The following is a 20,728-nucleotide window of genomic DNA, read 5'->3' on the forward strand; positions in this document are numbered from 1 at the left end:
GGGGGGCACTCTGGTAACAAGATGGCAGTTCCGTCACTTTGGTGGTCGCCGGAGGATTGGCGACATCATCTCGGCGGTGGCGGGGGTGCCGCCCAGTGCCTTTCTAAGGTGGTCGCCAGTGAGTGGAACGTCTCCGGCACCGGAAGACCGGACGACCCTGCAACGGAACGCGGTCGGCCTTCTCGGCGCGGTCATCATGTCCGCCGCCCTGATGGGGCCCGCGGTGTCCGTCTACTTCAATCCCCAGCTCGTCGCCGGCTTCGCCGGGGCGGCTACCCCGCTGGTCATGGTGATCTCCATGGCCGGCGTGCTCATCACGGCGAGCGGCATCATGCAGATGGCCCGCGAACTGCCGAGCGCGGGCGCCTTCTACACCTACGTCTCCCGGGGGATCGGCGCGCGCAGCGGGTTCGTCACCGGCGGGCTGATGTTCGTGGCCTACGCCCTGCTGGTGCCGGCCGAACTGGCGCTGATCGGCGTCTACACGCACGACCTCCTGGCGTCGTACGGCGTCCACGTGCACTGGGCCCTGATCTCCCTGGCCTTCACAGTGCTGATGCTGGTGCTCTCGCTGCGCGGCATCCGCGGTTCGCTGCGGACGGCGCTGACCCTCTTCAGCGCCGAGGTGCTCGTCATCATGGTGCTGAGCGTCATCGTGCTGGTGAAGGGCGGTGCGCACGGGCTGTCCCTCGCGCCGCTCAACCCGGCGTCGTCGCCGAGGGGCCCGTCCGGCCTGGCGCTCGGCATGGTCTACGGCGTGCTGTCGTTCGTGGGCTTCGAGGCGGCCACCACCCTGGGTGAGGAGGTCCGCGAGCCCAGGCGCAACGTACCCCGGGGCATCGCGCTGTCCACGCTGTTCGTCGGCGTGATCTACCTGTTCTGCACCTACAGCGAGATGGTCGGCTTCGGCACCGGCGACGCGGCCAGGCTGGCGGCCGACCAGGCGCCGTTCAACACGCTCGCCGCGACGTACGCACCCTGGATGAAGCTGCTCATCGGGCTGGCCGGGATCTCGAGCATCTTCGCCGTGGTCATGAACTCCAACAACGGCATCGTGCGGATCATCTTCGCCATGGGCCGGGAGGGGATGCTGCCCCGGCGGCTCGCGCACGTCGACCCCAGGCACCGCTCGCCGAACCGGGCGATCTGGACGGTGGCCGTGTTCGCGGCGCTGGTCACGTTCGCCGTCGGTTTCGCGACCGGCCCGTTCAACGCCTACGCCTATCTGGGCGCGCTGCTCACGCTGGCCATCGTGCCGGTGTACATGCTGACCAACATCGCGTGCGTGCGGTTCTTCCTGCGGGAACGGCGGGAGCACTTCAACGCCGTACGGCACGTGGTGCTGCCCGTGCTCGGCATCCTGCTCATGCTCATCCCGATCTACGGCTCGGTCTGGCCGATCCCGAAGGCGCCGTACAACCTCTTCCCGTACGCCATCGTGGCCTTCATCGTGGCCACCGCGCTGATCGCGGTGTGGCTGGGCCGTGCCCGGCCGGAGCGTCTCACGCGGGCCGGGGCCGTGCTGGCGACCGGGGAGACCGACGCGGCGGAGGCCGTGGCCTCGTGAGTACGGACCCCATCACCCTGACGACGGCGCTGCGGGTCTGCGAGGCGGCGGTGGCGGAGGCGGAGAGCGCCGGCGCGCTGGTCTCGGTCGCCGTCGTCGATGCGGGCGGTCATCTGGTGGCCTTCATGAGGATGGACGGCGCCGAGATCGCCGGCCCGGTGCTCGCGCCCGACAAGGCCTACACGGCGGTCGCCAACCGGATCGCGACGCACGAGCTCGCCGAGCAGGCCGCCCCCGGAGGACCGTTGTTCGGCCTGCACGCCCACGCGTCCGGACGATTCGTGATCTTCGGCGGCGGAGTCCCCTTCCGGCTAGGCGACCGCGTCGCCGGCGCGGTCGGGGTCAGCGGCGGGACGGTGGCCGAGGACGTCGCCTGCGCGAGCGCCGGTGAGCGGGCCTGGCGGCAGGCGGCCGGCCCCGGGTGATCCGGACCGTCCCCGGCGCGGTCTGGGACCGCGCCGGGGACATGTTCCGGCGCCCATCGGCACCGTACGGAAGGGGGCCTTTCGTCGTTCCTCGGCGGCACGTCGTAGATTCGCCGATCGCCGTGACAAATCGGCGGGTGCTGGAATTCGCCCGCGGTCTGGCACGTTCGTAGGGACATTGACGTGTTGAGGAGGGCTCTGTGGCCGATCCGAGTGAGCTTTACACGCTGGCCGAGGATGTTCCGGAGTTGAGCGGGCCGGTGCTGGTGTATCACCTTGACGGTTTCATGGACGCCGGACGTGCCGGGCAGTTGGCGACCCGGCACCTGCGGACGCTGGACGCCCGCCTGGTCGCGACGTTCGACGTCGACTCGCTCATCGACTACCGGTCGCGGCGGCCGCCGATGACCTTCGACACGGACCGCTGGGTCGACTATGAGGCGCCCGAACTCACCGTGTACGCGTGTGAGGACGCCGTCGGGGTGCCGTTCCTGGTGATGACCGGGCCGGAGCCGGACCGGGCGTGGGAGCGGTTCGCCGCCGCGGTGATCTCGCTCTGCGAGCGGCTCGACGTCCGGCTGGCGGTGGGCCTGCACGGCATTCCGATGGCGGTGCCCCACACGCGGGAGACGGGCCTGACACCGCACGGAAACCGGCCCGACCTGCTGGGGGAGCACCCGGCGTGGATCAACCGGGCCGAGGTGCCGGGAAGCGCCGCCGCGCTGATCGAGTACCGCATGGCGGAGGCCGGGCACGACGCGATCGGGTTCGCCGCGCACGTGCCGCACTACCTCGCCCAGTCCGCGTACCCGACGGCCGCGATCGCGCTGCTGAACGGCGTCACGTCCGCCACCGGCCTGATGTTCCCGACCGCCGACCTCGACGACGCTGCGGCGCAGGCGCGGGAGCAGATCGACGGTGAGGTCGCCGCGTCGGAGGACGTCGCGGAGGCGGTCCGCAACCTCGAGGTCCAGTACGACGCGATCGTGGAGGCCGGACGGAACAGCCTGCCGCTGGCGGGCTCGCCCGCCCGGATGCCGGACGGCGACGAGATCGCCGCCGAGTTCGAGCGCTTCCTCGCCGAACAGAACGACCAGTAGACCCGGGCGTCCGGCGCGGCGGTTCGGCGGGGATCGCCGCCCGGACGCCCGTCCGGCGTCCGTGACGACGATGAATCGGCCGCTGAACAGCGATGATGCCGAAACGCCGCGTTGCCGTGCATACCGCGCTCATTCGTGGGAACCATCCGACCGCCCGGACCCCCGAGTGTAAGGAAGCACTGGATATGCACATCACCGGCATCATCTTCGCCATCATCATCGGCCTGGTCATCGGTGCGCTCGGCCGGCTGGTCGTCCCCGGCCGCCAGCACATCCCGATGTGGCTCACGATCGTCATCGGCATCGTCGCCGCGCTGATCGGTACCGCGATCGCGGGCGGCCTCGGCGTCGCCGACACGAACGGCGTCGACTGGATCGAACTCGTCATCCAGGTCGCGCTGGCCGCCGCCGGCGTCGCGCTGGTGTCCGGCATGTACGGACGCCGAGGGGTGCGCTGACCTCCGACCTCCCGGCCCGCGCGCGTCCGACCCGGTCTCAGCCGGTGCGAGCGCCGCGAACCGGGGAACCCGGGGAGGCGCGGGCGGGCCGCCGCTCAGTCCTGCGGCGTGGCGAGGGTGTCGAGGATCTGCGGGCCGTATTTGGCCAGCTTGCTCTCGCCGACACCGTTCACCGAGGACAGCTCGTCGAGTGAGCCCGGGGCGCGCGTGGCGATCTCGCGCAGCGTCGCGTCGTGGAAGATGACGTACGCCGGGACGCCCTGCTCCTTGGCGGTGGCGGCGCGCCAGGCACGCAGCCGCTCGAAGACCGGAAGGGCCTCCTCGGGCAGGTCGGCGGCGGCCGCGCGGCCGGCCTTGGCGGCCTTCGCCGCCTTGGGCGCCGGCCGCGCAGGCTCGCGGCGCATGGGCACCTGCCGCTCGCCGCGCAGCACGGCGGCGCTGGCGTCGGTGAGCACGAGCGTGCCGTAGTCGCCCTCCACGGCCAGCAGCCCTTGGGCCAGGAGCTGCCGGACGACGCCGCGCCACTCGGCGTCGCTCAGGTCCGAGCCGATGCCGAAGACCGTCAGCGTGTCGTGGTCGTTCTGAATGATCTTGGGTGTCTTCTTGCCGAGCAGGATGTCGACGATGTGACCCGCGCCGAACTTCTGGCGCCGCCGGGACAGCCACACGACGGTCGACAGGACCTTCTGCGCGGCCTCCGTGCCGTCCCACGACTCCGGCGGCGACAGGCACGTGTCGCAGTTGCCGCACGTGGCGCCCTCCTGCCCGAAGTAGGCGAGGATCTGGGTGCGGCGGCACTCGACGGTCTCGCACAGGGCCAGCATCGAGTCGAGGTGCGCGGCGAGCCGGCGCCGGTGCGCGGCGTCCCCCTCAGAAGACTCGATGAGCTTGCGCTGCTGGACGACGTCCTGCAGGCCGTACGCCATCCAGGCCGTGGACGGCAGGCCGTCCCGGCCGGCGCGGCCGGTCTCCTGGTAGTAGCCCTCGACGGACTTGGGCAGGTCGAGGTGGGCGACGAAGCGCACGTCCGGCTTGTCGATGCCCATGCCGAACGCGATGGTGGCGACCATGACGACGCCGTCCTCGCGCAGGAAGCGCGCCTGGTTCGCCGCGCGCGTGGCCGGGTCGAGGCCCGCGTGGTACGGCAGCGCGGTCACGTCGTTCTCCACCAGGAAGGCGGCGATCTTCTCCACCGACGCGCGGGACAGGCAGTAGACGATGCCGGCGTCGCCCGGGTGCTCGGTGCGCAGGAACTCCAGCAGTTGCCGCTTCGGCTCCCGCTTCGGCACGATGCGGTACTGGATGTTCGGCCGGTCGAAGCTCGCCACGAAGTGACGGGCGTCCTCCAGATTGAGCCGCGCCGTGATCTCCCGGTGCGTGGCCGGGGTCGCGGTGGCGGTCAGCGCGATCCTGGGCACGTCGGGCCGGCGCTCGTGCAGCACCGACAGCGCCAGGTAGTCCGGCCGGAAGTCGTGCCCCCACTGCGCCACGCAGTGCGCCTCGTCGATCGCGAACAGCGAGATGTCGGCGCGGTCGAACAGCCGCAGCGTCGACTCCAGGCGCAGGCGCTCCGGCGCGAGGTAGAGCAGGTCCAGCTCACCCGCCGTGAACGCCGCCTCGACCGTGCGCCGCTCGTCCGGGTCCTGGGTCGAGTTGAGGAACCACGCGCGCACGCCGAGGGCCCGCAGCGCGTCGACCTGGTCCTGCATCAGGGCGATGAGCGGCGAGACGACGACGCCGACGCCCTTCCGCACGAGTGCGGGGATCTGGTAGCAGAGCGACTTGCCCCCGCCGGTCGGCATGAGCACCAGCGCGTCCCCGCCGGCGACGACATGCTCGATGATCTCCCGCTGGCCGTCGCGGAACTCCTCGTAGCCGAAGACCCGCCGCAGGACCTCGGACGCCTCGCTCATCGGTTCGGGGGAAGCCATCCCGTCACCCTACGGGCAACCCCCACCCCGTCGTGCCCGGAACCGGGTCCCTGGGGACGGCCGGCGCGGGACGGCCCTCACTCACGCCGGAGGCGGGCGGCCGCGGCGCGCAGCGACGCGTCGGTCTCCGCGGCGAGGAGGCCGACGAGCTCGCCCGCCGGGACCTCCCGGGCGAGAGCGTGCGCCTGACCGGCCCACAGGTTCACCAGGTCGGGGTCGCCCGCGGCGCGCGCCGCCCGCCGCAGTGGCGCGGTGACGTGGTGGATCTCGGGGTAGGCGACCGGCGCGTCGTCGCCGTACCGGTGCATGAAGCGATTGCGGATCCCCCGGGCGAGGCGCCCGGTGAAGGCCCGCGTCATCGCGGTCGGGGCCGAGGAGGCAAGGGCCTGCCGGTGCACCGGAGCGGTGCCGGCCTCCGGGCAGCGCAGGAACGCCGTGCCGAGCTGCGCGGCCGAGGCGCCGGCGGCCAGCACGGCCGCGACGCCGGCGCCGGTGGCGATGCCGCCGGTCGCCACCAGCGGGACGTCGACGGCGGCCCGCAGGAGTTGCAGCAGGGACAGCAGCCCCATTTCCTCCCCGCGGTCGGCCGGGTCGTCGACGAAGGAGGCCCGGTGCCCGCCCGCCTCCGCGCCCTGGACCACGAGCGCGTCGGCGCCCGCCGCCACGGCCTGGGCGGCCTCGTCCTCCCGGGTCACCGTGACCCAGACCTCGCTGCCCGCCCGGTGCAGCCGCCCGGCGACCTCGGGGGACGGGCAGCCGAAGGTGAACGACACGACCGGGACGGGCGCGGCGGTCAGGAGGTCGAGCTTGGCGGCCCACTCGTCGTCCTCGAACCGGGGCTCTCCGAGACCGGCGCCCGTGCGCGCGGCCTCCTCGGCGAGCCCGGCGGCGTACCGCGCGACGATCTCGGGGTCCGCCGGGCGGCCGGGCACGAAGAGGTTCACGCCGATGGGCCGGCGCGTGAGCGCACGGGTCTCGTCGAGCCGGGCGCGCAGGCCCTCGGCGGTGAGATAGCCGGCGGCGAGGAACCCCAGCCCACCGGCCTCGCCGACCGCCGCGGTGAGCCGTGGGGTGGACGGGCCCCCGGCCAGCGGCGCCAGCACGATCGGCACGGGCAGTTCGTCGAGGATCATCCCGTCCTCCGCGTTCGCCGTGGGCCGGCCGGGCCGGCCGCGGGTTCGGTGAACGAAACATCCTACGGCGCAGGTGATCCCGTCACCTGCCCGGCGCATATCCGGTGATCTGCCGGGTATCGGTGCGCACGTCCCTGTCGGTGAACCCGAGGAAGGCGCAGATGCAGGTCGTCGCGAAGCGGCACGGTGCGGAGGAGACCGAGAAGGCGTCCCGGCCCTTCGCCGTGCGGCTCATACGGTGGTTGTGGGTCCTCGTCGCCCTGGCGGTGGCCGTGGTCTTCGCCGTCGCGCTCGCCCGGCTGACCCTGCGCCCCGTGCACGGCGCCGGCGGGCAGGTGCACGACAACCCGCATCCGGGAGCCACGCTGCGCTTCTACCTCGACCGGCCGAGCGTCAAGGAGGCGGTCGTCGAGATCGGCGGCAACCTGGCGCTCCTGATGCCGCTCGGCGTGCTCCTGCCGATCCTCTTCGACCGCCTCCGCGGCCTCGTGCGCCTGACCCTGGCGGCGGCCCTGATCTCCCTGGCGATCGAGGTGGTCCAGGGGCTGGTGCTCACGGGCCGTAGCTTCGACGTGGACGACGTGATCCTCAACACCGTCGGCGCGGTCATCGCCTATCTCATCGTGGGGCGCAGGTTCGGCCGCTGGGCGCATCCGGGTTGACCTGGCATCGGCGATGCGGTTTCGTTACCCACTCGTGACGCATCTTAAGATTGTCGGATGACAACCATGGTCGCCCCCGCAGGCGTGACTCCCGGCGGCCGACCCGTGCCGGCTCTTCCGGAAGGTCTGGATCCGGTCCCGTAATTCCTTGGCGAACATGCCCTGACCAGGGCCGCGGTCGTCGCGATGGCGGTCCGCCGATCTCGAGTCGACCCAAGAACCGGAGGAGATGATCAAGTGACGGTAGCGGAGAACGGCGGCGCCGCCGCGGTCGCGGACTTCCTGCGGGCGCGAAGGGAACAACTGGCGCAGCAGTGGGCGGACCTCACACTCTTCCGCGCCGTGCACACCTCCGGCCGCGATGTCGCCGTGCACGCCGCCCACCGCCTCGTCGACGCCCTCACCGAGGTGGCCCGGGACGGACGGGTCGACGACGTCACCGTTCCCGCGCTCGACCAGGTGCGCGCCGCCCTGGCCCAGATGATCGCCGCGCGTTCCCAGGCCGGGGCGACGCCGCCGCAGGTGGCGGCGGAGGTCGCCGAGCTCAAACGGCCGGTGATCGCCATGGTCGGCCGGGAGCTCGCGGACGCCGACCGCGGCGCGGCGCTGATCGCCGCCACGGACCTGATGGGAACGCTCCGGCTCGTCGGCATGGAGATCTCGCTGAGCGACGAGGGCGCCATCGTGGCCCGGCAGCGCCGGCAGCTCAGCGAGGTCGCGACGCCGGTCCTGAAACTGTGGGACCGGGTGGTCGCGGTCCCGCTGATCGGCACGCTCGACAGCGCCCGTACCCAGGTGGTCATGGAGACGCTGCTGGAGGCGATCGTCGACCAGCACGCCGCCGTGGCGATCCTCGACATCACCGGGGTCCCCCTCGTCGACACGGTGGTCGCCCAGCACCTGATGAAGACCGCGCTCGCCGTACGCCTCATGGGCGCCCGGTGCGTGGTCAGCGGGATCCGCCCCCAGATCGCCCAGACCATCGTCCAGCTCGGCATCGACCTGGGCGACATCACCACCCGGGCCACGCTGGCCGACGCGCTGGAATGGGCCCTCGGCCAGGTCGGCACCAGCATCGGCCGGGCGTGAACGCGGCGACCGGCATGCGGCGCGTATCCGTGCACCGGCTCGGTGAGGTCCTGCTGGCGAGCATCCAGCAGGAGCTCACCGACTCCATCGCGGTCGCGCTGCGGCAGGACCTGACGGAGATGGCCGCCGCGGGGACCCGCGGGGTGATCATTGACATCTCGCAGGTGGAGATCGTCGACTCGTTCCTCGCCCGCGTCCTGGCGGAGATCGCCGCGGCGACGCGCATCCTGGCGGGGCGTACGGTCGTGTGCGGAATGCGGCCGCCCGTGGCGATCACCATGGTGGAGATGGGACTCGGCCTGCCGGGCCTGCACACCGCCAGGTCGCTGGAGGACGCCCTGGCACTCGTCGAGGCCGGCGAGGTGGGCCGGTGACCACAGCGGCCGTGACCACCCTGCCGATCACCAGCGACCTGGAGATCGCCGGTGTCCGCCAGGCGGTCCGCGAGGCCGCCGTGGCCGCCGGCTTCAGCCTGGTCGAGCAGACCAAGGTCGTCACCGCCGCCAGCGAGCTCGCCCGGAACACCCTGGTGCACGGGGGAGGCGGCCGGCTGGAGATCACGCGGCTGGATCGGCCCCATGGGCAGGGGATCCGGCTGCGGTTCCGCGACGAGGGACCGGGCATCGCCGACGTGGAGACGGCGCTGTCCGACGGATACACCACGGGGCACGGGCTGGGCCTCGGGCTCGGCGGCGCCCGCCGTCTCGTCCAGGAGTTCGCGATCGACACCGCGCCCGGCCGCGGAACGACGGTCACCGTCACGGCGTGGCCGCGCGGAGCATGGGGAGGCTGACGGTGAGCCTCCGCGTGCAGGTGGGCGCGGGATGGGACATCCCCGTGTCCGACGAGAGCCAGGTCCACGGCGCCGTCGCCGCGAGCACGTCCGCGGCCCGGGTGGCCCGGCTCGACGCCAGGTCCACGGCCCGCTGCGAACTGCTAGCCACGGAGCTGGCCACCAATCTCGTCAAGCACGCGTACGGCGGCCGGCTGCTGGTGTCCGCGTCGGCGAACGGCGTCGTCCAGCTGATCACCGTCGACCGAGGTCCGGGCATCCCCGACGTCGCGGTCTCGATGGCCGACGGTTACACGACGACGTCGTCCCTCGGCGGAGGACTGGGCACGTGCCGCCGCGCGGCCACCGAGTTCGACCTCTACAGCCGCCCGGGACAGGGCACGGTGGTACTGGCCCGGATCGGCGCGGCCGACGAGGAGGGCACGGACGGAATCGAGGTCGGCGGCGTGCTCACCCCGCACCCCACGCAGTCGGTGGCGGGGGACGGGTACGGAGTCGCCTGGGAGGGCGACCGGCTGACCGCCGTGGTCGTCGACGGCCTCGGGCACGGTCCCGCCGCGGCGGAGGCCCGGCAGGCGGCCCTCGACGTGGCCGGGCGCCGTACCGTCACCGACGTCGCCCGGCTGCTGCGCGAGATCGACACCGCGCTGCGGACGACCAGGGGAGCGGCGGCGGCGGTGGCGCAGGTCGACGGCTGGGCGCGCCGGCTGACGTACGGGTGCACGGGAAACGTCACCGGCCGCCTCTACCCGCCCCGCGAGGGGCGCTCCCTCCTGTGCGTGCCCGGCATCCTCGGCGCCGGGATCTCCGCCCGCTCCCACCGGGTCGACTCGGCCGGCTGGACGAGCCCCGCGCTGCTCGTCCTGCACACCGACGGGATCAACGGCCGCTGGCGGCTGGAGGACTACCCGCAGGTCGACCGTCACCACCCCGCCGTCCTCGCCGCGCTGATCTGGAGGGACGCCCACCGCGGCAACGACGACGCCACCGTGGTGGTGATCAGGACCCCGACGGACAAGGACCCTCGATGAGGCAGCGGATCTATGACGGACCCGTCACCGAGGCCGGCGCGGCGCTGGCCTGCGCCGCGGACGCCGCGGTCCGGCTCGGGGTGGCGGCCGACGAGCGCGCGCGGTTCCTCGCGGACGTCGCCCGCGCGCTGCGCGACCGCCATCCCGGCGGCACGATCGAGCTGAGCGCCGAGGACCTGCGGCTGACGGCCGTGATCAAGGCCGGGACGCCGCCGGAGCGTACGCTCACCCTGGCCGTCGCGGGAACGGGCCCGGGACCGGTCGACGGCACGCCCGCCCATGGCGGGACCGCGTTGCTCGATCACCTCGTCGAACTGCAGACCCTGGTCGAGTGGTCCCAGAAAGAGCTGGAGCAGACCAACAAGGGCGTCGTCGCGCTGCACGCGGAACTCGCCGAGAACACCGAGCGGCTGCGCGAGGCGAGCGGACTGCAGCAGCGCCTCCTCCGAGCCGAGCGCACGGCCCGCGCGGCGGCCGACGCGGCCCGGTCCCGCCTGGAGTTCCTCGCCCACGCCGGGTCGACGCTGTCGGAGACCCTCGACCACGAGACGGTCCTGGCCCGGCTGCGCTCCCTCACCGTCCCTCGTTACGCCTCGGCGGTGACGGTATGGCTGGCGCGCGGGTCCGGGCCACTGGAGCCGTACCCGGCCGCGCCGGCCACCGGAGGGCCCTCGCCGTACGTCGAGAAGGCCTACGTCAGCGGCCGGATGCAGCGGGTCACCGTGGCCCGCGCCGAGGCGGACGCCGGCGGCGACTTCGACGGCGGGCCGGGCCGGGAGCCGCTCCTGGCCCTCCCGCTGATCTCCCACGGGGTCACGCTGGGCGTCCTGGAGGCCCGGGCCGCGGCGGCGTCGTTCGGCACCGAGGACATCGCGATGTTCCGCGAGCTGGCGCGCCTCACCGCGGCGGCGATCGACAACGCGCTGCGATACGAGCACGAGCGCGACGTCGCCGAACGCCTGCAGCGCGCCATGCTCACGAAGCTGCCGCCGGCGGCGCGGCTGGAGTTCACCGCGCGCTACCTGCCCGCCGAGGCGGGGCTGAACGTCGGCGGCGACTGGTACGACGCGTTCGAACGCCCGGACGGCGACGTGATCGTGGCCGTCGGCGACGTGACGGGCCACGGGCTGCAGGCCGCCGCGCTCATGGGCCAGTTGCGCACGGCCCTGCGCGCCTACGCCATGGACGCCGAGGGCCCCGGGGAGGTGCTGACCCGGATGCACCGGATGCTCTCCCACCTGCAGCCGGAGGACCTGGCCACCGCCGTGCTCGCCCAGATGTCGCCCGACGGCCGTCTGCGCTGGTCGAACGCCGGCCATCCGCCGCCGCTGCTGCGCGCGCCCGACGGTTCGGTCACCGTGCTCGACGGCCATGACTTCCTGCTCGGCATGCCGTTCGAGAAGGCCGCGATCACCGAGCACGGCACCCGGCTGACTCCGGGATGCGCCGTCATCTTCTACACCGACGGCCTGATCGAGCGCCGCGACGCCGGCCTGGACCATGGCATCGAGCGTCTCGCCGCGGCGTTCAGGTCGGCCGAGGGGGAACTCGACCACATCGCCGACGCCGTCCTCGACGCGATGCTGAGCGACAGTGTCCGCGAGGACGACACCTGCCTGCTGATCTTCCGGGCGCTGCCCGACCCCGTGGCCGGCACGGGCCTCGGCGTGGTCCCGGCCCTCGGGTGCCGGGACGGCGCGGTGGAGGTCTGAAGGACGGCGCCTCGGTGGGACGAATCGAGACGGCCCCGCACCGCGAGGCGAGGGTGCGGGGCCGTGTCCGGTCCGGCCGAGGATCAGGAGGTGACGGTGAGCGTCTCGGCGACGGGGCGCGGGCTGTTCGGGGTGCACGTCGCCGTGATGTTCCCGAAGATCGCGACGTTCGCCTTGAGGCTGAGGTTGCCGCCTCGGAACTGGTCGGTCCCGACCGCGGTCGGCGTCCAGTTGCCGGCCACGTCCGCGGTGATGGACTGGTTGGCGGGGATCGACCCGCCGGACCCGGTGAGCGGGAAGGAGGCGGTCTGCGCGCCGCTCACGTCGGCCGTCAGGGTCGCGCTCCAGGAGTTGATCGACAGCGGGGACGAGAGGGTGGTCGCCACGTGCACCGCGGCGTGGACCGAGGTGTTGACCTTGGCCGGGTTCGGGGTGGCCGTAGCGGTTCCGCTGACGCTGATGCTCTGGGTCCCGAGGATCGAGTTGCAGGTGTAGGAGGTCGAGAACGTCGACGCGCCGGCCGGTGCCTGTGCCGCGACGACGCCGAGGCCGCCGAGGGCGATGACCGTGGCGGCGGTGGCCGCGCGCCGGCCCGGGAGGATGTTCATGGCGGGCTCCTTCCGGCCCGGGAACCTAGCGGGGGGACTTGACCCGGGCCTCTTACTTATCTGTAACAAGCCCGTAATCAGCGTCAACTTACTTGTGAGTAAGTTTCATGTTCTCCCCGGGGCCCGAGGTCGGGGTCGGGTCCGCGCGCGAAGGGGTCCCGCACCCTGTGGTGCGAGACCCCTTGCCGACGGCACCGGCCGGCCCGACTAGACGGACGCGTTCACCGGCGTGTTAATGCCTGCTGCTCAGCACCAGCAGTTGTCCCAGCAGTCGTCGAAGCAGCCCCAGCCGCCCCAGCAGCCGAAGCCGCCGCCCCAGCCGCCGCCACAGCTGGGAAGCAGCTGTGCCTGCTGGGGGGCGACGCTCATCGTCTGGGCGCCGGCCGGTGCGGCGGCGCCCAGCGTGAGGGCGGTCGCTCCCGCAAAGGCCAGGCCGGAGATGCCGAGTGCCATCCGCTTCGGAATCCTCATCTGAAGAACCTCCTTGGTCGGCGCGTTGGCGTGTCGCCTATCGATCACGCCCGGCAATTGGACTATTTCGGTCCGTTCGCCACAAACAACACCATATCCTCGGTCGGCCGGATTCAACCTGATGTGCCCATATATGGTGAGGATTGACTCTCGTCCTCCATGTCATATATCTGCCCTTTAAGGGGTAAATATGGGTGCTTTTGCCTCTGGGGAGGAGGAGGTGAACCTGCTGCTTCAGGCAGGTGGTGGCGGCCGCCGGGTACGGGCGGTGCCGTACGCCCGGGCGGGCTCATGAACCCGCCCGGGCGGGGAATCCCCGTCGCCCCGGGGCGGCGCCGAAGCGGCCCGGGGCGAAGCCGTACGGGTTGGGGAGCGCGCGGTTCGCCACCGTGAATGCCCGGCGTTTTCGCCGCCGTCGATCGCATATTCCGGCATGGCGCGAACAATCGGATCGCCGGGCGGGGAATCGCCCGGGGCGGTCGGCACAATGGAATCCTCATGTGCGGGGCTCCGGCTCACCATGGACGGCAAACGGGAGCTCCGCCGCCGGTCCGCGACCCGTCCCGCCCACCGCCCTCTCGTCGCCGCCGGGCGTACGTGCCGGCGCGCTGGCACGTACGCCCCCGCCGTGCCACCGCCCCCGCCGTGCCACCGCCCCCGCCGTGCCACCGGCCCCGCCGTGCCACCGGCCCCGCCGTGCCACCGGCCCCGCCGTGCCACCGGCCCTGGCGCGGTCCGGGCCTTCCGTCGGGACCAACGGGAGCCGGTCAGGGACCTTCCGCCCTTGGGAACCGCCGCGGCCGCCGGATGTCCTGAACCTGAAGCCTCATCGCGACCGCGGTGAGCGCGGCGGGCACGGGAAGGAGGCGACCTTCGTGAACCAGGTCCTCGTGGGGACGGACGGGTCCGACAGCGGCACGGCGGCCGTGCGATGGGCGGCCGAGGAGGCGGTGCGCCGGGCCCTGCCGCTGCGCATCGTCCACGCCGTCGCGCCATGGCTGTACGAGACCCCGGTCGACCCGCGCTTCGCCTCGATCCGGGTGTGGCTGCTGTCCCAGGGCGGCACGGTCGTCGACGAGGCGGTGGCCGCCGCGCGCGAGCGCGAACCCGAGGTCGCGGTCGAGGGCGAACTCGTGCCGGGCCCGGCGACCCGGATGCTCCTGGGACGGGCGGGCGAGGTGGCGATGCTGGTGCTGGGCAGGAGCGGGATGGGCGCGGCGGGCCTCGTCCTGGGGTCGACGACCCTGCAGGTGGTCGCGCACTCGCCGGTGCCCGTGGTCGTGGTCCGCGGCCTGGCGCCGGAGGCGCGGCGGGAGGTCGTGGTGGGGGTGGACACGGCGGCGACCGGGGAGGCGGCGATCGCCCTGGCGTTCGAGGAGGCGGCGCTGCGGACCGCACCGCTGAGGGTGGTTCACGCGTGGTGGCACCCCGCCTCGTCCGCTCCGGGCGACATCCGGCCGCTCGTGTACGACCCGCAGGCCATGGCGGAGGACGAACTGCGGCGGATCGAGGAGGCGCTGACGCCCTGGCGCGAGAAGTGGCCCGACGTCGAGGTGGTCCCGGAGGTGGTGCACGGACGTGCCGTGCGCGTGCTCGCCGAGGCCACCGAGCGGGCGGACCTGCTCGTCGTGGGGACACGCGGCCGGGGCGGTTTCAAGGGTCTGCTGCTCGGTTCGGTGTCGCACGCGCTGCTGCACCGGGCGAAATGCCCGCTGGCCGTCGTACCGGCCACGCGGTGACGAACGGTTCCCGCGCGCACAGCTCGTGCAGGACAGGAGGACAGAGAATGGATCCCGCGAACGTCTCGAAGCGCGAGACCGTCGCGCACCTGCTCGTCGACGCGGCGGTGTGGGCTCCGTCGGTGCACAACACCCAGCCCTGGTGGTTCGACGCTCACGATGAGACCGTCACGTTGCACTCCGACACCGAGCGCCGCCTGGACGTGGCGGACCCGGAGGGGCGGGAGATGCTGATCAGCTGCGGCGCCGCGCTGTTCACGCTGCGGCTGGCGGTGCGCCGTCTCGGCCGGCTGCCGGAGGTACGGATCGCGGCCGATCCGGACCGGCCGGGGTTGATCGCCGACGTGACCCTCGGGGAGCCGCGAACCGCCACCGACGAGGAGCTGCGGATGTACGACCAGGTCAAGCGGCGGCGCACCCATCGCGGCGCCTTCCGGGCCGGGGCGCTCCCGGTCGGTCTGCTCCAGTCCCTCCGCGCTCACGCGTGCGCCGAGAACGCCTCCCTGCGGATCGTGGCCGACCCGCGCGTGCGCGTCGCGCTCGCCGCGCTGTCCGAGGCGGCCGAGCAGGTGCAGTGCGCGGACCCGGCCTTCGCGGCGGAGATGGCCCGCTGGGCGCCCGCCCCGTGCAGCGAACGGCTGGACGGGGTGCACGAGTCGGCCTATCCGCGCGATCCGGGCCGCACCGATCCGCACTTCGCCGGCCGGGACTTCGCCCGCGGTCAAGGCTGGGGGCTGGCCGGCGACGAAGACGGGGAGTCCGCGGGGGTCGTCGGCGTCCTGACGACCACGGGGGACGGCCGGGAGGACTGGCTCCGGGCGGGCCAGGCGCTGCAGAGGGTGTTGTTGCGCGCCACGGAGGACGACGTGTCGGCCGCGTTCCACACCCAGGCGCTGGAGGTCCCGGAACTGCGGGAGTTCATCCGGACGCGCTTCTGCGACGGCACGTACCCGCAGATGCTGATGCGCTTCGGGGTGGCGGACGAGCGGTTCGACAGCGTCCGCCGGCCGGCCGCCGAGGTGGTGGTGGGCGAGATCTGAGGCCGAGATCTGAGCGAGATCTGAGGCAGAGCGCAGAGCCCGGTCAGGCGCAGCGCGTCCGGTCCTGGTCAGGCGCGTCCGGTCCAGCGCGGTGCCGTGGCCGTCCACGCGGCCTCCCACAGCGCCATCCGCCGGCGCTCCAGGCGGCGGTTGACCGCGGCGTACGCGCCGGCGTGCAGGATCGCGAGCGAGGTCAGCGCGGCGAACACGGCCAGAGTCGTGTCGGTCAGCGTCTGGGCGTGGGTACGGGGCCGGGCCGTGAGGTCGCCCGCCTGGTTGATCCAGACGCGGCGATGCGCGCCGACGTGGTCGTCGCCGGCCGGGACGACGCCGCCGGTGTGCCGGCGGCCCGTACGGTCGAGCCAGCGCAGCCGCGTCTCCTGTTCGACGCCGTTCCGCGACGCCGCCGCGCCGGTGGCGGTCACCACCGCGTCGACCTGGTAGCGGGTCTGCGCCTGGCGGTGCTCCGCCCGCACGCCGGCGCCGGCCACAAAGTGGATCATGAGCGCGGAGGCGATGACGCCCGTGATCAGGAACAGCGCTCCGAGCAGCGCCACGAGGCGGGAGTGGAGCCGGTCGAGCGGACGCCGTAGCGGGTTGCGGTCCGGGCGCAGGTAACGGATGAAGCCCAGCACCTGGATCGTGAGTGCACGCATGGGACACCTCCATCACGGCCACCTCTACCCGCAGGTTAGGCGTCCTCGCATGATTTTGGGGAGGGTCTCTGGTCCTGGCCTGAGAGTCCGAGAGTCCTTCCCCTCCGTGGGCTTTTGCCTCTGCTCGCCGAAGGCACGGCGCGGTTGGCTGCAAGAAGCGGAGTCCTGACGGAGAGCAGGGGGAAGATCCCATGGCGACCTCTGATGGCAGTTACGTCCTGGTGGGCTTCGACGGCTCCCCGGGAGCCGAGCGCGCCCTGCGCCGGGCGGTGGGGGAGGCGAGGAGACGCCGGCTGCCGCTGGCGGTTTGCCACGCCTGGCACTGGCCGTACCCGGTCCCGCCGTCGGGCCCCGAAGCGCTGGAGACGGCGCGGAGGATGGGGCGGCACACGCTCGACCACGGTGTGTTCGTCGCCAAGCAGCTGTGCCCGGCGCTGACGGTGCGGCCGCGGTTCGCGACGGGCCCGGCCTCGGCGGTCCTCATCGAGGAGTCGGAGAACGCCGCGCTGGCGGTCGTCGGCTCACACGGACGCGGCGGGTTCGCCGGTCTCGGAGCCGGATCGACGGCTCTGCACCTGGCCGCCTACGGCCACTGCCCGGTGCTGGTGATGCGTGACGATCCGGAGCCCGACGGTCCCATCGTCGTCGGCGTGGACGGATCACCCGCCGGAGAGGCCGCGCTGGCGTTCGCGTTCGAGGAGGCCGCCCTGCGCGGGCGGCCCGTACGCGCGGTGTTCGCCTGCTGGGAGGCCGACGCCATCGCCTCCGCCGAGATGGGCATGCTGCGGGACCCGGAGCAGCTCCGGATGCTCGGCGCCGCCCGGCTGGAGCGAACGGTGTGCCCGTGGCGGGAGAAGTACCCGTCCGTGGAGACGGAGACCAGGCTGGTGATGCGGACGCCGCGCCACGCGCTGCTGGAGGCCGCGGGCGACGCCGGGCTCCTCGTCGTGGGGGACCGCGGGCTCGGTGGCCTCCCGGGGCTGCGGCTGGGCTCGGTGAGCCATGCCGTGCTGGTCCACGCCCCGTGCTCGGTCGCGATCGTACGCCCCCGCAGGTGATGTGAGGACAGGAGGAAGGGCGTCAGGCGACGGGCTGCTCGAGCATGAGCTCGGACAGGTCGGTGATCACCTGGTGCGCTCCGTACTCGGGCAGCAGGAGGGACCGGCCGCCCCGGTCGACCCCGATGATGAGGCCGAACCCGCCGCGCCGCGCGGCACGGACGGCGGTGAGGTTCTCCTCGATGACGGCCGTCCGCGCCGGAGGTGTCCCCATCCGCCGCGCGGCCTCCCGCAGGAGGCAGAGGTCCGCCGTCGCGGGACGGATCTCGATCGGGTCGAGGGCGTCCAGACGGACGTCGAACAGCCCCGCCACGCCCGCTCGGCGCAGCAGTTCGGCGGCGTACCGGGTGGCGGAGACGGTCGCCGTGCGCAGCCCGCGCAGGCGGGCCGCGTGGACCACGCCGACCGAGGAGGCGAAGGCCCGGACGCCGAGCCGGCGGACGATCGTGAGGAACTCCTCCTCATGACGTGAGCTCAGGCCGCGCAGGGCGTCGAAGCACAGGGGGATCTCACACGCGGTGAGGTACTCCCGGAGGCCGTCGATCGTCGTGCGCCCCTGCATGTACCGGCGGTAGTCGGTGCCCGCGTCGAAGTACCTGCACTCCTGCTCGCATACGGCGGCGTGTGAGCGCAGGAACGGATCGAGCACGGCCTTCCAGGCCGTGCCCGACGCGCGGGCGGTGTCGAGGAGGACGCCGTCCACACCGAATATCACCGCCGCGATGTCACCGCGTACGCCCTCGTGGGCTGTGGTCCGCATGAGGTTTCACCTTCTCGCGCTGTCCTCGGCGGAGCTTGCGCGACCGCCCGCCGTGGAGCGTGGCGGCCGATCATGGCGGCATCACGACGGTGAGCGGCCATGAGGACGGCTCGCCGTCAAGGACGCGTGCCGCCCGTGAGGTCAGGATGACGATGGCGACGTCGGTGCCGAGGGAGCGCCATGCGGCGCGGACGGCGTCTGGTTCCTCCGCGGGCAGGACGATCGCTCCGGCGAGGCCGAAGCCCGTGACCTTGGTCCCTTCCCCGATGATCGCAATTCTGGCCATCTGATGCCTTTCTTACGGTCTTCCCTTAATCGGCCGTTGTCATCCCCGTCGGAGCGTCAAGGAAGGCGTCGCCTCCCGGCCGCTCCCTGCTCACCTCCGGCCGCCCCGCGAGTGCCGTGACGGGCGGGCCGCCCGCCCGGCGACCCGGTGGCGGGGCGCTCCCTCATGGTCCGAGGGCGGGACGGCCCGGGGGCAGGGCCGCCCGGGTGCCCGGAAGGGGACCTTTGTCCCGCTTAGTGCCTCTGAGGGGTGGAATCGAATGGCGGTGAGCGGTTCCCGTACCCCCGAGGAGGCAGGACCCGTGATCGCCTATGTCGACGGGACACCCTCCGGTGACGACGCCGTCATCTGGGCCATCGAGGAGGCGGGCCGGCGCGGTGTGCTCGTACGGGTGCTGCCGAGACGGGAACCGGACCGGCTGCTCGCCGAGGCCGCCGACGCCGCGATGATCGTCGTCGGATCCACGGGCTTCCTGGCCATGTCCCGCCTGGCCACCGGCTCGACCGCCATGGAGGTCGCGGTCCGCGCGGACGTCCCGGTCGTCGTCATCCGCCCCGGCCTGCCCGACGCCGCGCCCGGACCGTCGGCCGGCCGGGTCGTGGCCGGAGTGGACGGGACCGACCTGTCGCGGGCGGCGATCCGGTTCGCCTTCGCCGAGGCCGACGACCACGAGTGCGGCCTCACCCTGGTCCACGCCGTCGACCGGGAGGAGGACCGGGAGCCGGCGGAGGCCATGCTCACGCGGCTCGCGGGCGAACGCCCGGACGTGCGGACGGTCGTCCGCGCCGGCCTGGCGAGCGCGATACTGATCGAGGAGTCCGCCGGCGCGGAGCTCCTCGTGGTCGGGTCGCGGGGCCGTGCCGGGCTGAGCGGCATGATGCTCGGCTCGGTGAGCCAGGCCGTCGTCCACCGGGCCCACTGCCCGGTCGCCGTCGTCCGCGCGACTCCCCCCTGACGCCGGCCCGGCCTCCGATGACCGGCCTCGTGACCGTACGTCAAGCGGATCCGCCGAAGATCGCCTAATCTGCGGTGGGTGCGGCTACCTCCCAGACGCAACCGGCGTCCCGTCGGGCGCATCTACCTCACCACCGGCGTCAGCGTCGCCTCCGTCGGCCTGGTCGCCCTGGCGGGCGCCGAGGCCGGCGACGGCGGCGCGCTCAAACCCTGGTGGATCGCGCTCAGCATCATCATGAGCGTGGTGGGCGCCGCGGTCCCCGGCTACGAGCAGATCCGCAAGGAGCGCCTGCGCAAGGAGGCCGAGCAGGCCGCCATCGAGGCCGCCGTCGAGATGCGGGTGACGATGAACGACGCGCTCGACCCGATCGTCCGGCAGCTCGGCCGCATCGCGACCGCCACGACCCGCCAGGAGCGCGGCAACCTGCGGGAGGCCACCGTCCCGATGATCCTCGATTCGGCCGCGCACCTCATCGACGCCGAACGCGTCCGGGCCTGCTGGTTCCGGTTCGTCCCGGGAAAGCCGCGCAAGCTGGAACCCGTGCAGTACGCCGGGCGCGCGGACGAGCCGGTGACGGTGTTCGAGGAGGGCACGGTCGAGGGCGACTCGGTGTTCGCGATGATCCGGCACAACCAGTCCGTCGTGGCGCTGGACGTGGAGACCGACCCGCCGCCGGGGTGGCACGGCTCGGCGCAGCACGGGTACCGCTCGTTCATCGCGGTGCCGGTGGTCGCCGGAGAGCGGGCGTTCGGCATGCTGACGGTCGACGCCATCGACGTCGCCGGGGTGACCGAGGCGGAGGTGCCGTTCGTGCGGCTCCTGGCCGGCCTGCTCGCGGACGCCCTCGCGTACGGCGCGCCGGACGAGGGGCTGCTCCGGATCGGGCGGTGACCGGCCACGGCCCGCGCCGGGTCACTCCGGTCCGGACCGGCCGGTGACCCGGCGAGCGCCGTGTCAGAGGGCGAGCGGTGATCCGGATTGACCTGCGCCCTGACGGCACCGACACTTGCGGATAGGGAGGGAGTGGATATGGCGGACGACATCGTCGTACAGGACTCCGACGATCGGTCGGAGCGCATGATCCGTGACCCCAAGCGCTACTTCGCCGAGGCCCGGCGGCGGGCCGAGCGAGAGGTCAGGCGCGAGGTCGAGAGCGGGCCGCGCCGGGCCGAGCGCGCGGAGCACGGTTAGCCACCGGACCCGGTCCGAACGCCCGTACGCCGGCGCGGGCCCCCCCCGGGGCCCCCGCCCGCG

Annotated in this window: 23 protein-coding genes; 16 read left to right on the top strand and 7 right to left on the bottom strand. The window is 73.0% G+C overall.

What is annotated here, in order from left to right; translation table 11 throughout:
- Positions 1-118: 118 nt before the first annotated feature.
- The 4 genes from NE235_RS32145 (at position 119) to NE235_RS32160 (ending at position 3,550) form a co-directional block, all read left to right on the top strand.
- Positions 119-1,567: an APC family permease gene (locus NE235_RS32145; RefSeq protein WP_252809659.1), complete on the top strand. Its 1,449-nt coding sequence runs from the start codon at positions 119-121 to the stop codon at positions 1,565-1,567.
- Positions 1,564-1,992, top strand: a complete 429-nt coding sequence (locus NE235_RS32150; RefSeq protein ID WP_252809661.1) for a GlcG/HbpS family heme-binding protein — start codon at positions 1,564-1,566, stop codon at positions 1,990-1,992. Before NE235_RS32145 ends, NE235_RS32150 begins: the two co-directional genes overlap by 4 nt.
- A 200-nt stretch (positions 1,993-2,192) precedes the next feature.
- A complete protein-coding gene (locus tag NE235_RS32155; protein WP_252809663.1) occupies positions 2,193-3,092 on the top strand; it encodes a proteasome assembly chaperone family protein in 900 nt (299 codons plus the stop codon).
- Between the two features lie 185 nt (positions 3,093-3,277).
- Positions 3,278-3,550 carry a GlsB/YeaQ/YmgE family stress response membrane protein gene (locus tag NE235_RS32160; protein ID WP_252809665.1) on the top strand — a complete coding sequence of 91 codons (273 nt, stop codon included), beginning with the start codon at positions 3,278-3,280 and terminating at the stop codon, positions 3,548-3,550.
- 95 nt (positions 3,551-3,645) lie between these two features.
- Here the strand turns inward: NE235_RS32160 and recQ are convergent, their stop codons facing one another.
- Together recQ and NE235_RS32170 are read right to left on the bottom strand one after the other, a co-directional pair.
- Positions 3,646-5,481: a DNA helicase RecQ gene (gene recQ, locus NE235_RS32165; protein ID WP_252809667.1), complete on the bottom strand. Its 1,836-nt coding sequence runs from the start codon at positions 5,479-5,481 to the stop codon at positions 3,646-3,648.
- A gap of 77 nt (positions 5,482-5,558) precedes the next feature.
- Positions 5,559-6,614 carry a nitronate monooxygenase gene (locus NE235_RS32170; protein WP_252809669.1) on the bottom strand — a complete coding sequence of 352 codons (1,056 nt, stop codon included), beginning with the start codon at positions 6,612-6,614 and terminating at the stop codon, positions 5,559-5,561.
- 161 nt (positions 6,615-6,775) lie between these two features.
- Between NE235_RS32170 and NE235_RS32175 the strand changes: the two genes are divergently transcribed.
- The 6 genes from NE235_RS32175 to NE235_RS32200 all read left to right on the top strand — a co-directional run bounded on the left by NE235_RS32175 (position 6,776) and on the right by NE235_RS32200 (position 11,901).
- Entirely contained in the window at positions 6,776-7,276 is a 501-nt protein-coding gene (locus NE235_RS32175) for a VanZ family protein (protein ID WP_252809671.1), read from the top strand.
- 237 nt (positions 7,277-7,513) lie between these two features.
- Positions 7,514-8,365: an STAS domain-containing protein gene (locus NE235_RS32180; RefSeq protein ID WP_252809673.1), complete on the top strand. Its 852-nt coding sequence runs from the start codon at positions 7,514-7,516 to the stop codon at positions 8,363-8,365.
- Positions 8,362-8,739 carry an STAS domain-containing protein gene (locus NE235_RS32185; protein WP_252809675.1) on the top strand — a complete coding sequence of 126 codons (378 nt, stop codon included), beginning with the start codon at positions 8,362-8,364 and terminating at the stop codon, positions 8,737-8,739. The genes NE235_RS32180 and NE235_RS32185 overlap by 4 nt, the downstream gene beginning before the upstream one ends.
- Positions 8,736-9,158: an ATP-binding protein gene (locus tag NE235_RS32190; protein WP_252809677.1), complete on the top strand. Its 423-nt coding sequence runs from the start codon at positions 8,736-8,738 to the stop codon at positions 9,156-9,158. The genes NE235_RS32185 and NE235_RS32190 overlap by 4 nt, the downstream gene beginning before the upstream one ends.
- Positions 9,159-9,160: 2 nt before the next feature.
- The gene (locus NE235_RS32195; RefSeq protein ID WP_252809679.1) at positions 9,161-10,189 is read left to right on the top strand and encodes an ATP-binding protein; all 1,029 of its coding nucleotides are present in this window, start codon (positions 9,161-9,163) and stop codon (positions 10,187-10,189) included.
- Entirely contained in the window at positions 10,186-11,901 is a 1,716-nt protein-coding gene (locus NE235_RS32200) for a PP2C family protein-serine/threonine phosphatase (protein ID WP_252809681.1), read from the top strand. The genes NE235_RS32195 and NE235_RS32200 overlap by 4 nt, the downstream gene beginning before the upstream one ends.
- An 83-nt stretch (positions 11,902-11,984) precedes the next feature.
- Here NE235_RS32200 and NE235_RS32205 read toward each other — a convergent pair whose 3' ends face one another.
- Together NE235_RS32205 and NE235_RS32210 are read right to left on the bottom strand one after the other, a co-directional pair.
- Positions 11,985-12,509: a hypothetical protein gene (locus NE235_RS32205; RefSeq protein ID WP_252809683.1), complete on the bottom strand. Its 525-nt coding sequence runs from the start codon at positions 12,507-12,509 to the stop codon at positions 11,985-11,987.
- Positions 12,510-12,755: 246 nt separating this feature from the next.
- The gene (locus tag NE235_RS32210) at positions 12,756-12,980 is read right to left on the bottom strand and encodes a hypothetical protein (RefSeq protein WP_252809684.1); all 225 of its coding nucleotides are present in this window, start codon (positions 12,978-12,980) and stop codon (positions 12,756-12,758) included.
- 875 nt (positions 12,981-13,855) lie between these two features.
- Between NE235_RS32210 and NE235_RS38455 the strand changes: the two genes are divergently transcribed.
- Entirely contained in the window at positions 13,856-14,719 is an 864-nt protein-coding gene (locus NE235_RS38455) for a universal stress protein (protein ID WP_252809686.1), read from the top strand.
- Between the two features lie 47 nt (positions 14,720-14,766).
- Positions 14,767-15,759, top strand: a complete 993-nt coding sequence (locus NE235_RS32220) for an Acg family FMN-binding oxidoreductase (protein ID WP_252809688.1) — start codon at positions 14,767-14,769, stop codon at positions 15,757-15,759.
- 68 nt (positions 15,760-15,827) lie between these two features.
- Here the strand turns inward: NE235_RS32220 and NE235_RS32225 are convergent, their stop codons facing one another.
- Complete coding sequence (locus NE235_RS32225) at positions 15,828-16,415, bottom strand: Rv1733c family protein (RefSeq protein ID WP_252809691.1); 588 nt, start codon at positions 16,413-16,415, stop codon at positions 15,828-15,830.
- Positions 16,416-16,606: 191 nt separating this feature from the next.
- On the opposite strand from NE235_RS32225, the gene NE235_RS32230 reads away from it, so the two are divergent.
- Entirely contained in the window at positions 16,607-17,473 is an 867-nt protein-coding gene (locus tag NE235_RS32230) for a universal stress protein (RefSeq protein WP_252809694.1), read from the top strand.
- A gap of 22 nt (positions 17,474-17,495) precedes the next feature.
- Here NE235_RS32230 and NE235_RS32235 read toward each other — a convergent pair whose 3' ends face one another.
- Entirely contained in the window at positions 17,496-18,233 is a 738-nt protein-coding gene (locus NE235_RS32235; RefSeq protein ID WP_252809696.1) for an HAD family hydrolase, read from the bottom strand.
- A gap of 70 nt (positions 18,234-18,303) precedes the next feature.
- On the bottom strand, positions 18,304-18,519 hold the full coding sequence (locus tag NE235_RS32240; RefSeq protein ID WP_252809699.1) for a V-type ATP synthase subunit F: 216 nt from the start codon (positions 18,517-18,519) through the stop codon (positions 18,304-18,306).
- Positions 18,520-18,820: 301 nt separating this feature from the next.
- Here NE235_RS32240 and NE235_RS32245 point away from each other — a divergent pair, with 301 nt between their 5' ends.
- From NE235_RS32245 to NE235_RS32255, 3 genes are all read left to right on the top strand, one after another.
- Positions 18,821-19,474, top strand: coding sequence for a universal stress protein (locus tag NE235_RS32245; RefSeq protein ID WP_252809701.1), 654 nt, complete (start codon positions 18,821-18,823; stop codon positions 19,472-19,474).
- A 78-nt stretch (positions 19,475-19,552) separates the two neighbouring features.
- Positions 19,553-20,365 carry a GAF domain-containing protein gene (locus NE235_RS38460; protein WP_252809703.1) on the top strand — a complete coding sequence of 271 codons (813 nt, stop codon included), beginning with the start codon at positions 19,553-19,555 and terminating at the stop codon, positions 20,363-20,365.
- A 138-nt stretch (positions 20,366-20,503) separates the two neighbouring features.
- Positions 20,504-20,665: a hypothetical protein gene (locus tag NE235_RS32255; protein WP_252809705.1), complete on the top strand. Its 162-nt coding sequence runs from the start codon at positions 20,504-20,506 to the stop codon at positions 20,663-20,665.
- The last annotated feature ends 63 nt before the right edge of the window (positions 20,666-20,728 follow it).

It is taken from the genome of Actinoallomurus spadix, from assembly GCF_024055725.1.
GTDB lineage: Bacteria > Actinomycetota > Actinomycetes > Streptosporangiales > Streptosporangiaceae > Actinoallomurus > Actinoallomurus spadix.

What these genes read in the sequence shown, in the direction of transcription:
- NE235_RS32160 (WP_252809665.1), top strand. Translation starts at nt 3,278, where the DNA reads ATGCACATCACCGGCATCATCTTCGCCATCATCATCGGCCTGGTCATC.
- recQ (WP_252809667.1), bottom strand. Translation starts at nt 5,481, where the DNA reads ATGGCTTCCCCCGAACCGATGAGCGAGGCGTCCGAGGTCCTGCGGCGG.
- NE235_RS32170 (WP_252809669.1), bottom strand. Translation starts at nt 6,614, where the DNA reads ATGATCCTCGACGAACTGCCCGTGCCGATCGTGCTGGCGCCGCTGGCC.
- NE235_RS32175 (WP_252809671.1), top strand. Translation starts at nt 6,776, where the DNA reads ATGCAGGTCGTCGCGAAGCGGCACGGTGCGGAGGAGACCGAGAAGGCG.
- NE235_RS32200 (WP_252809681.1), top strand. Translation starts at nt 10,186, where the DNA reads ATGAGGCAGCGGATCTATGACGGACCCGTCACCGAGGCCGGCGCGGCG.
- NE235_RS32205 (WP_252809683.1), bottom strand. Translation starts at nt 12,509, where the DNA reads ATGAACATCCTCCCGGGCCGGCGCGCGGCCACCGCCGCCACGGTCATC.
- NE235_RS32210 (WP_252809684.1), bottom strand. Translation starts at nt 12,980, where the DNA reads ATGAGGATTCCGAAGCGGATGGCACTCGGCATCTCCGGCCTGGCCTTT.
- NE235_RS32220 (WP_252809688.1), top strand. Translation starts at nt 14,767, where the DNA reads ATGGATCCCGCGAACGTCTCGAAGCGCGAGACCGTCGCGCACCTGCTC.
- NE235_RS32225 (WP_252809691.1), bottom strand. Translation starts at nt 16,415, where the DNA reads ATGCGTGCACTCACGATCCAGGTGCTGGGCTTCATCCGTTACCTGCGC.
- NE235_RS32230 (WP_252809694.1), top strand. Translation starts at nt 16,607, where the DNA reads ATGGCGACCTCTGATGGCAGTTACGTCCTGGTGGGCTTCGACGGCTCC.
- NE235_RS32235 (WP_252809696.1), bottom strand. Translation starts at nt 18,233, where the DNA reads ATGCGGACCACAGCCCACGAGGGCGTACGCGGTGACATCGCGGCGGTG.
- NE235_RS32240 (WP_252809699.1), bottom strand. Translation starts at nt 18,519, where the DNA reads ATGGCCAGAATTGCGATCATCGGGGAAGGGACCAAGGTCACGGGCTTC.
- NE235_RS32255 (WP_252809705.1), top strand. Translation starts at nt 20,504, where the DNA reads ATGGCGGACGACATCGTCGTACAGGACTCCGACGATCGGTCGGAGCGC.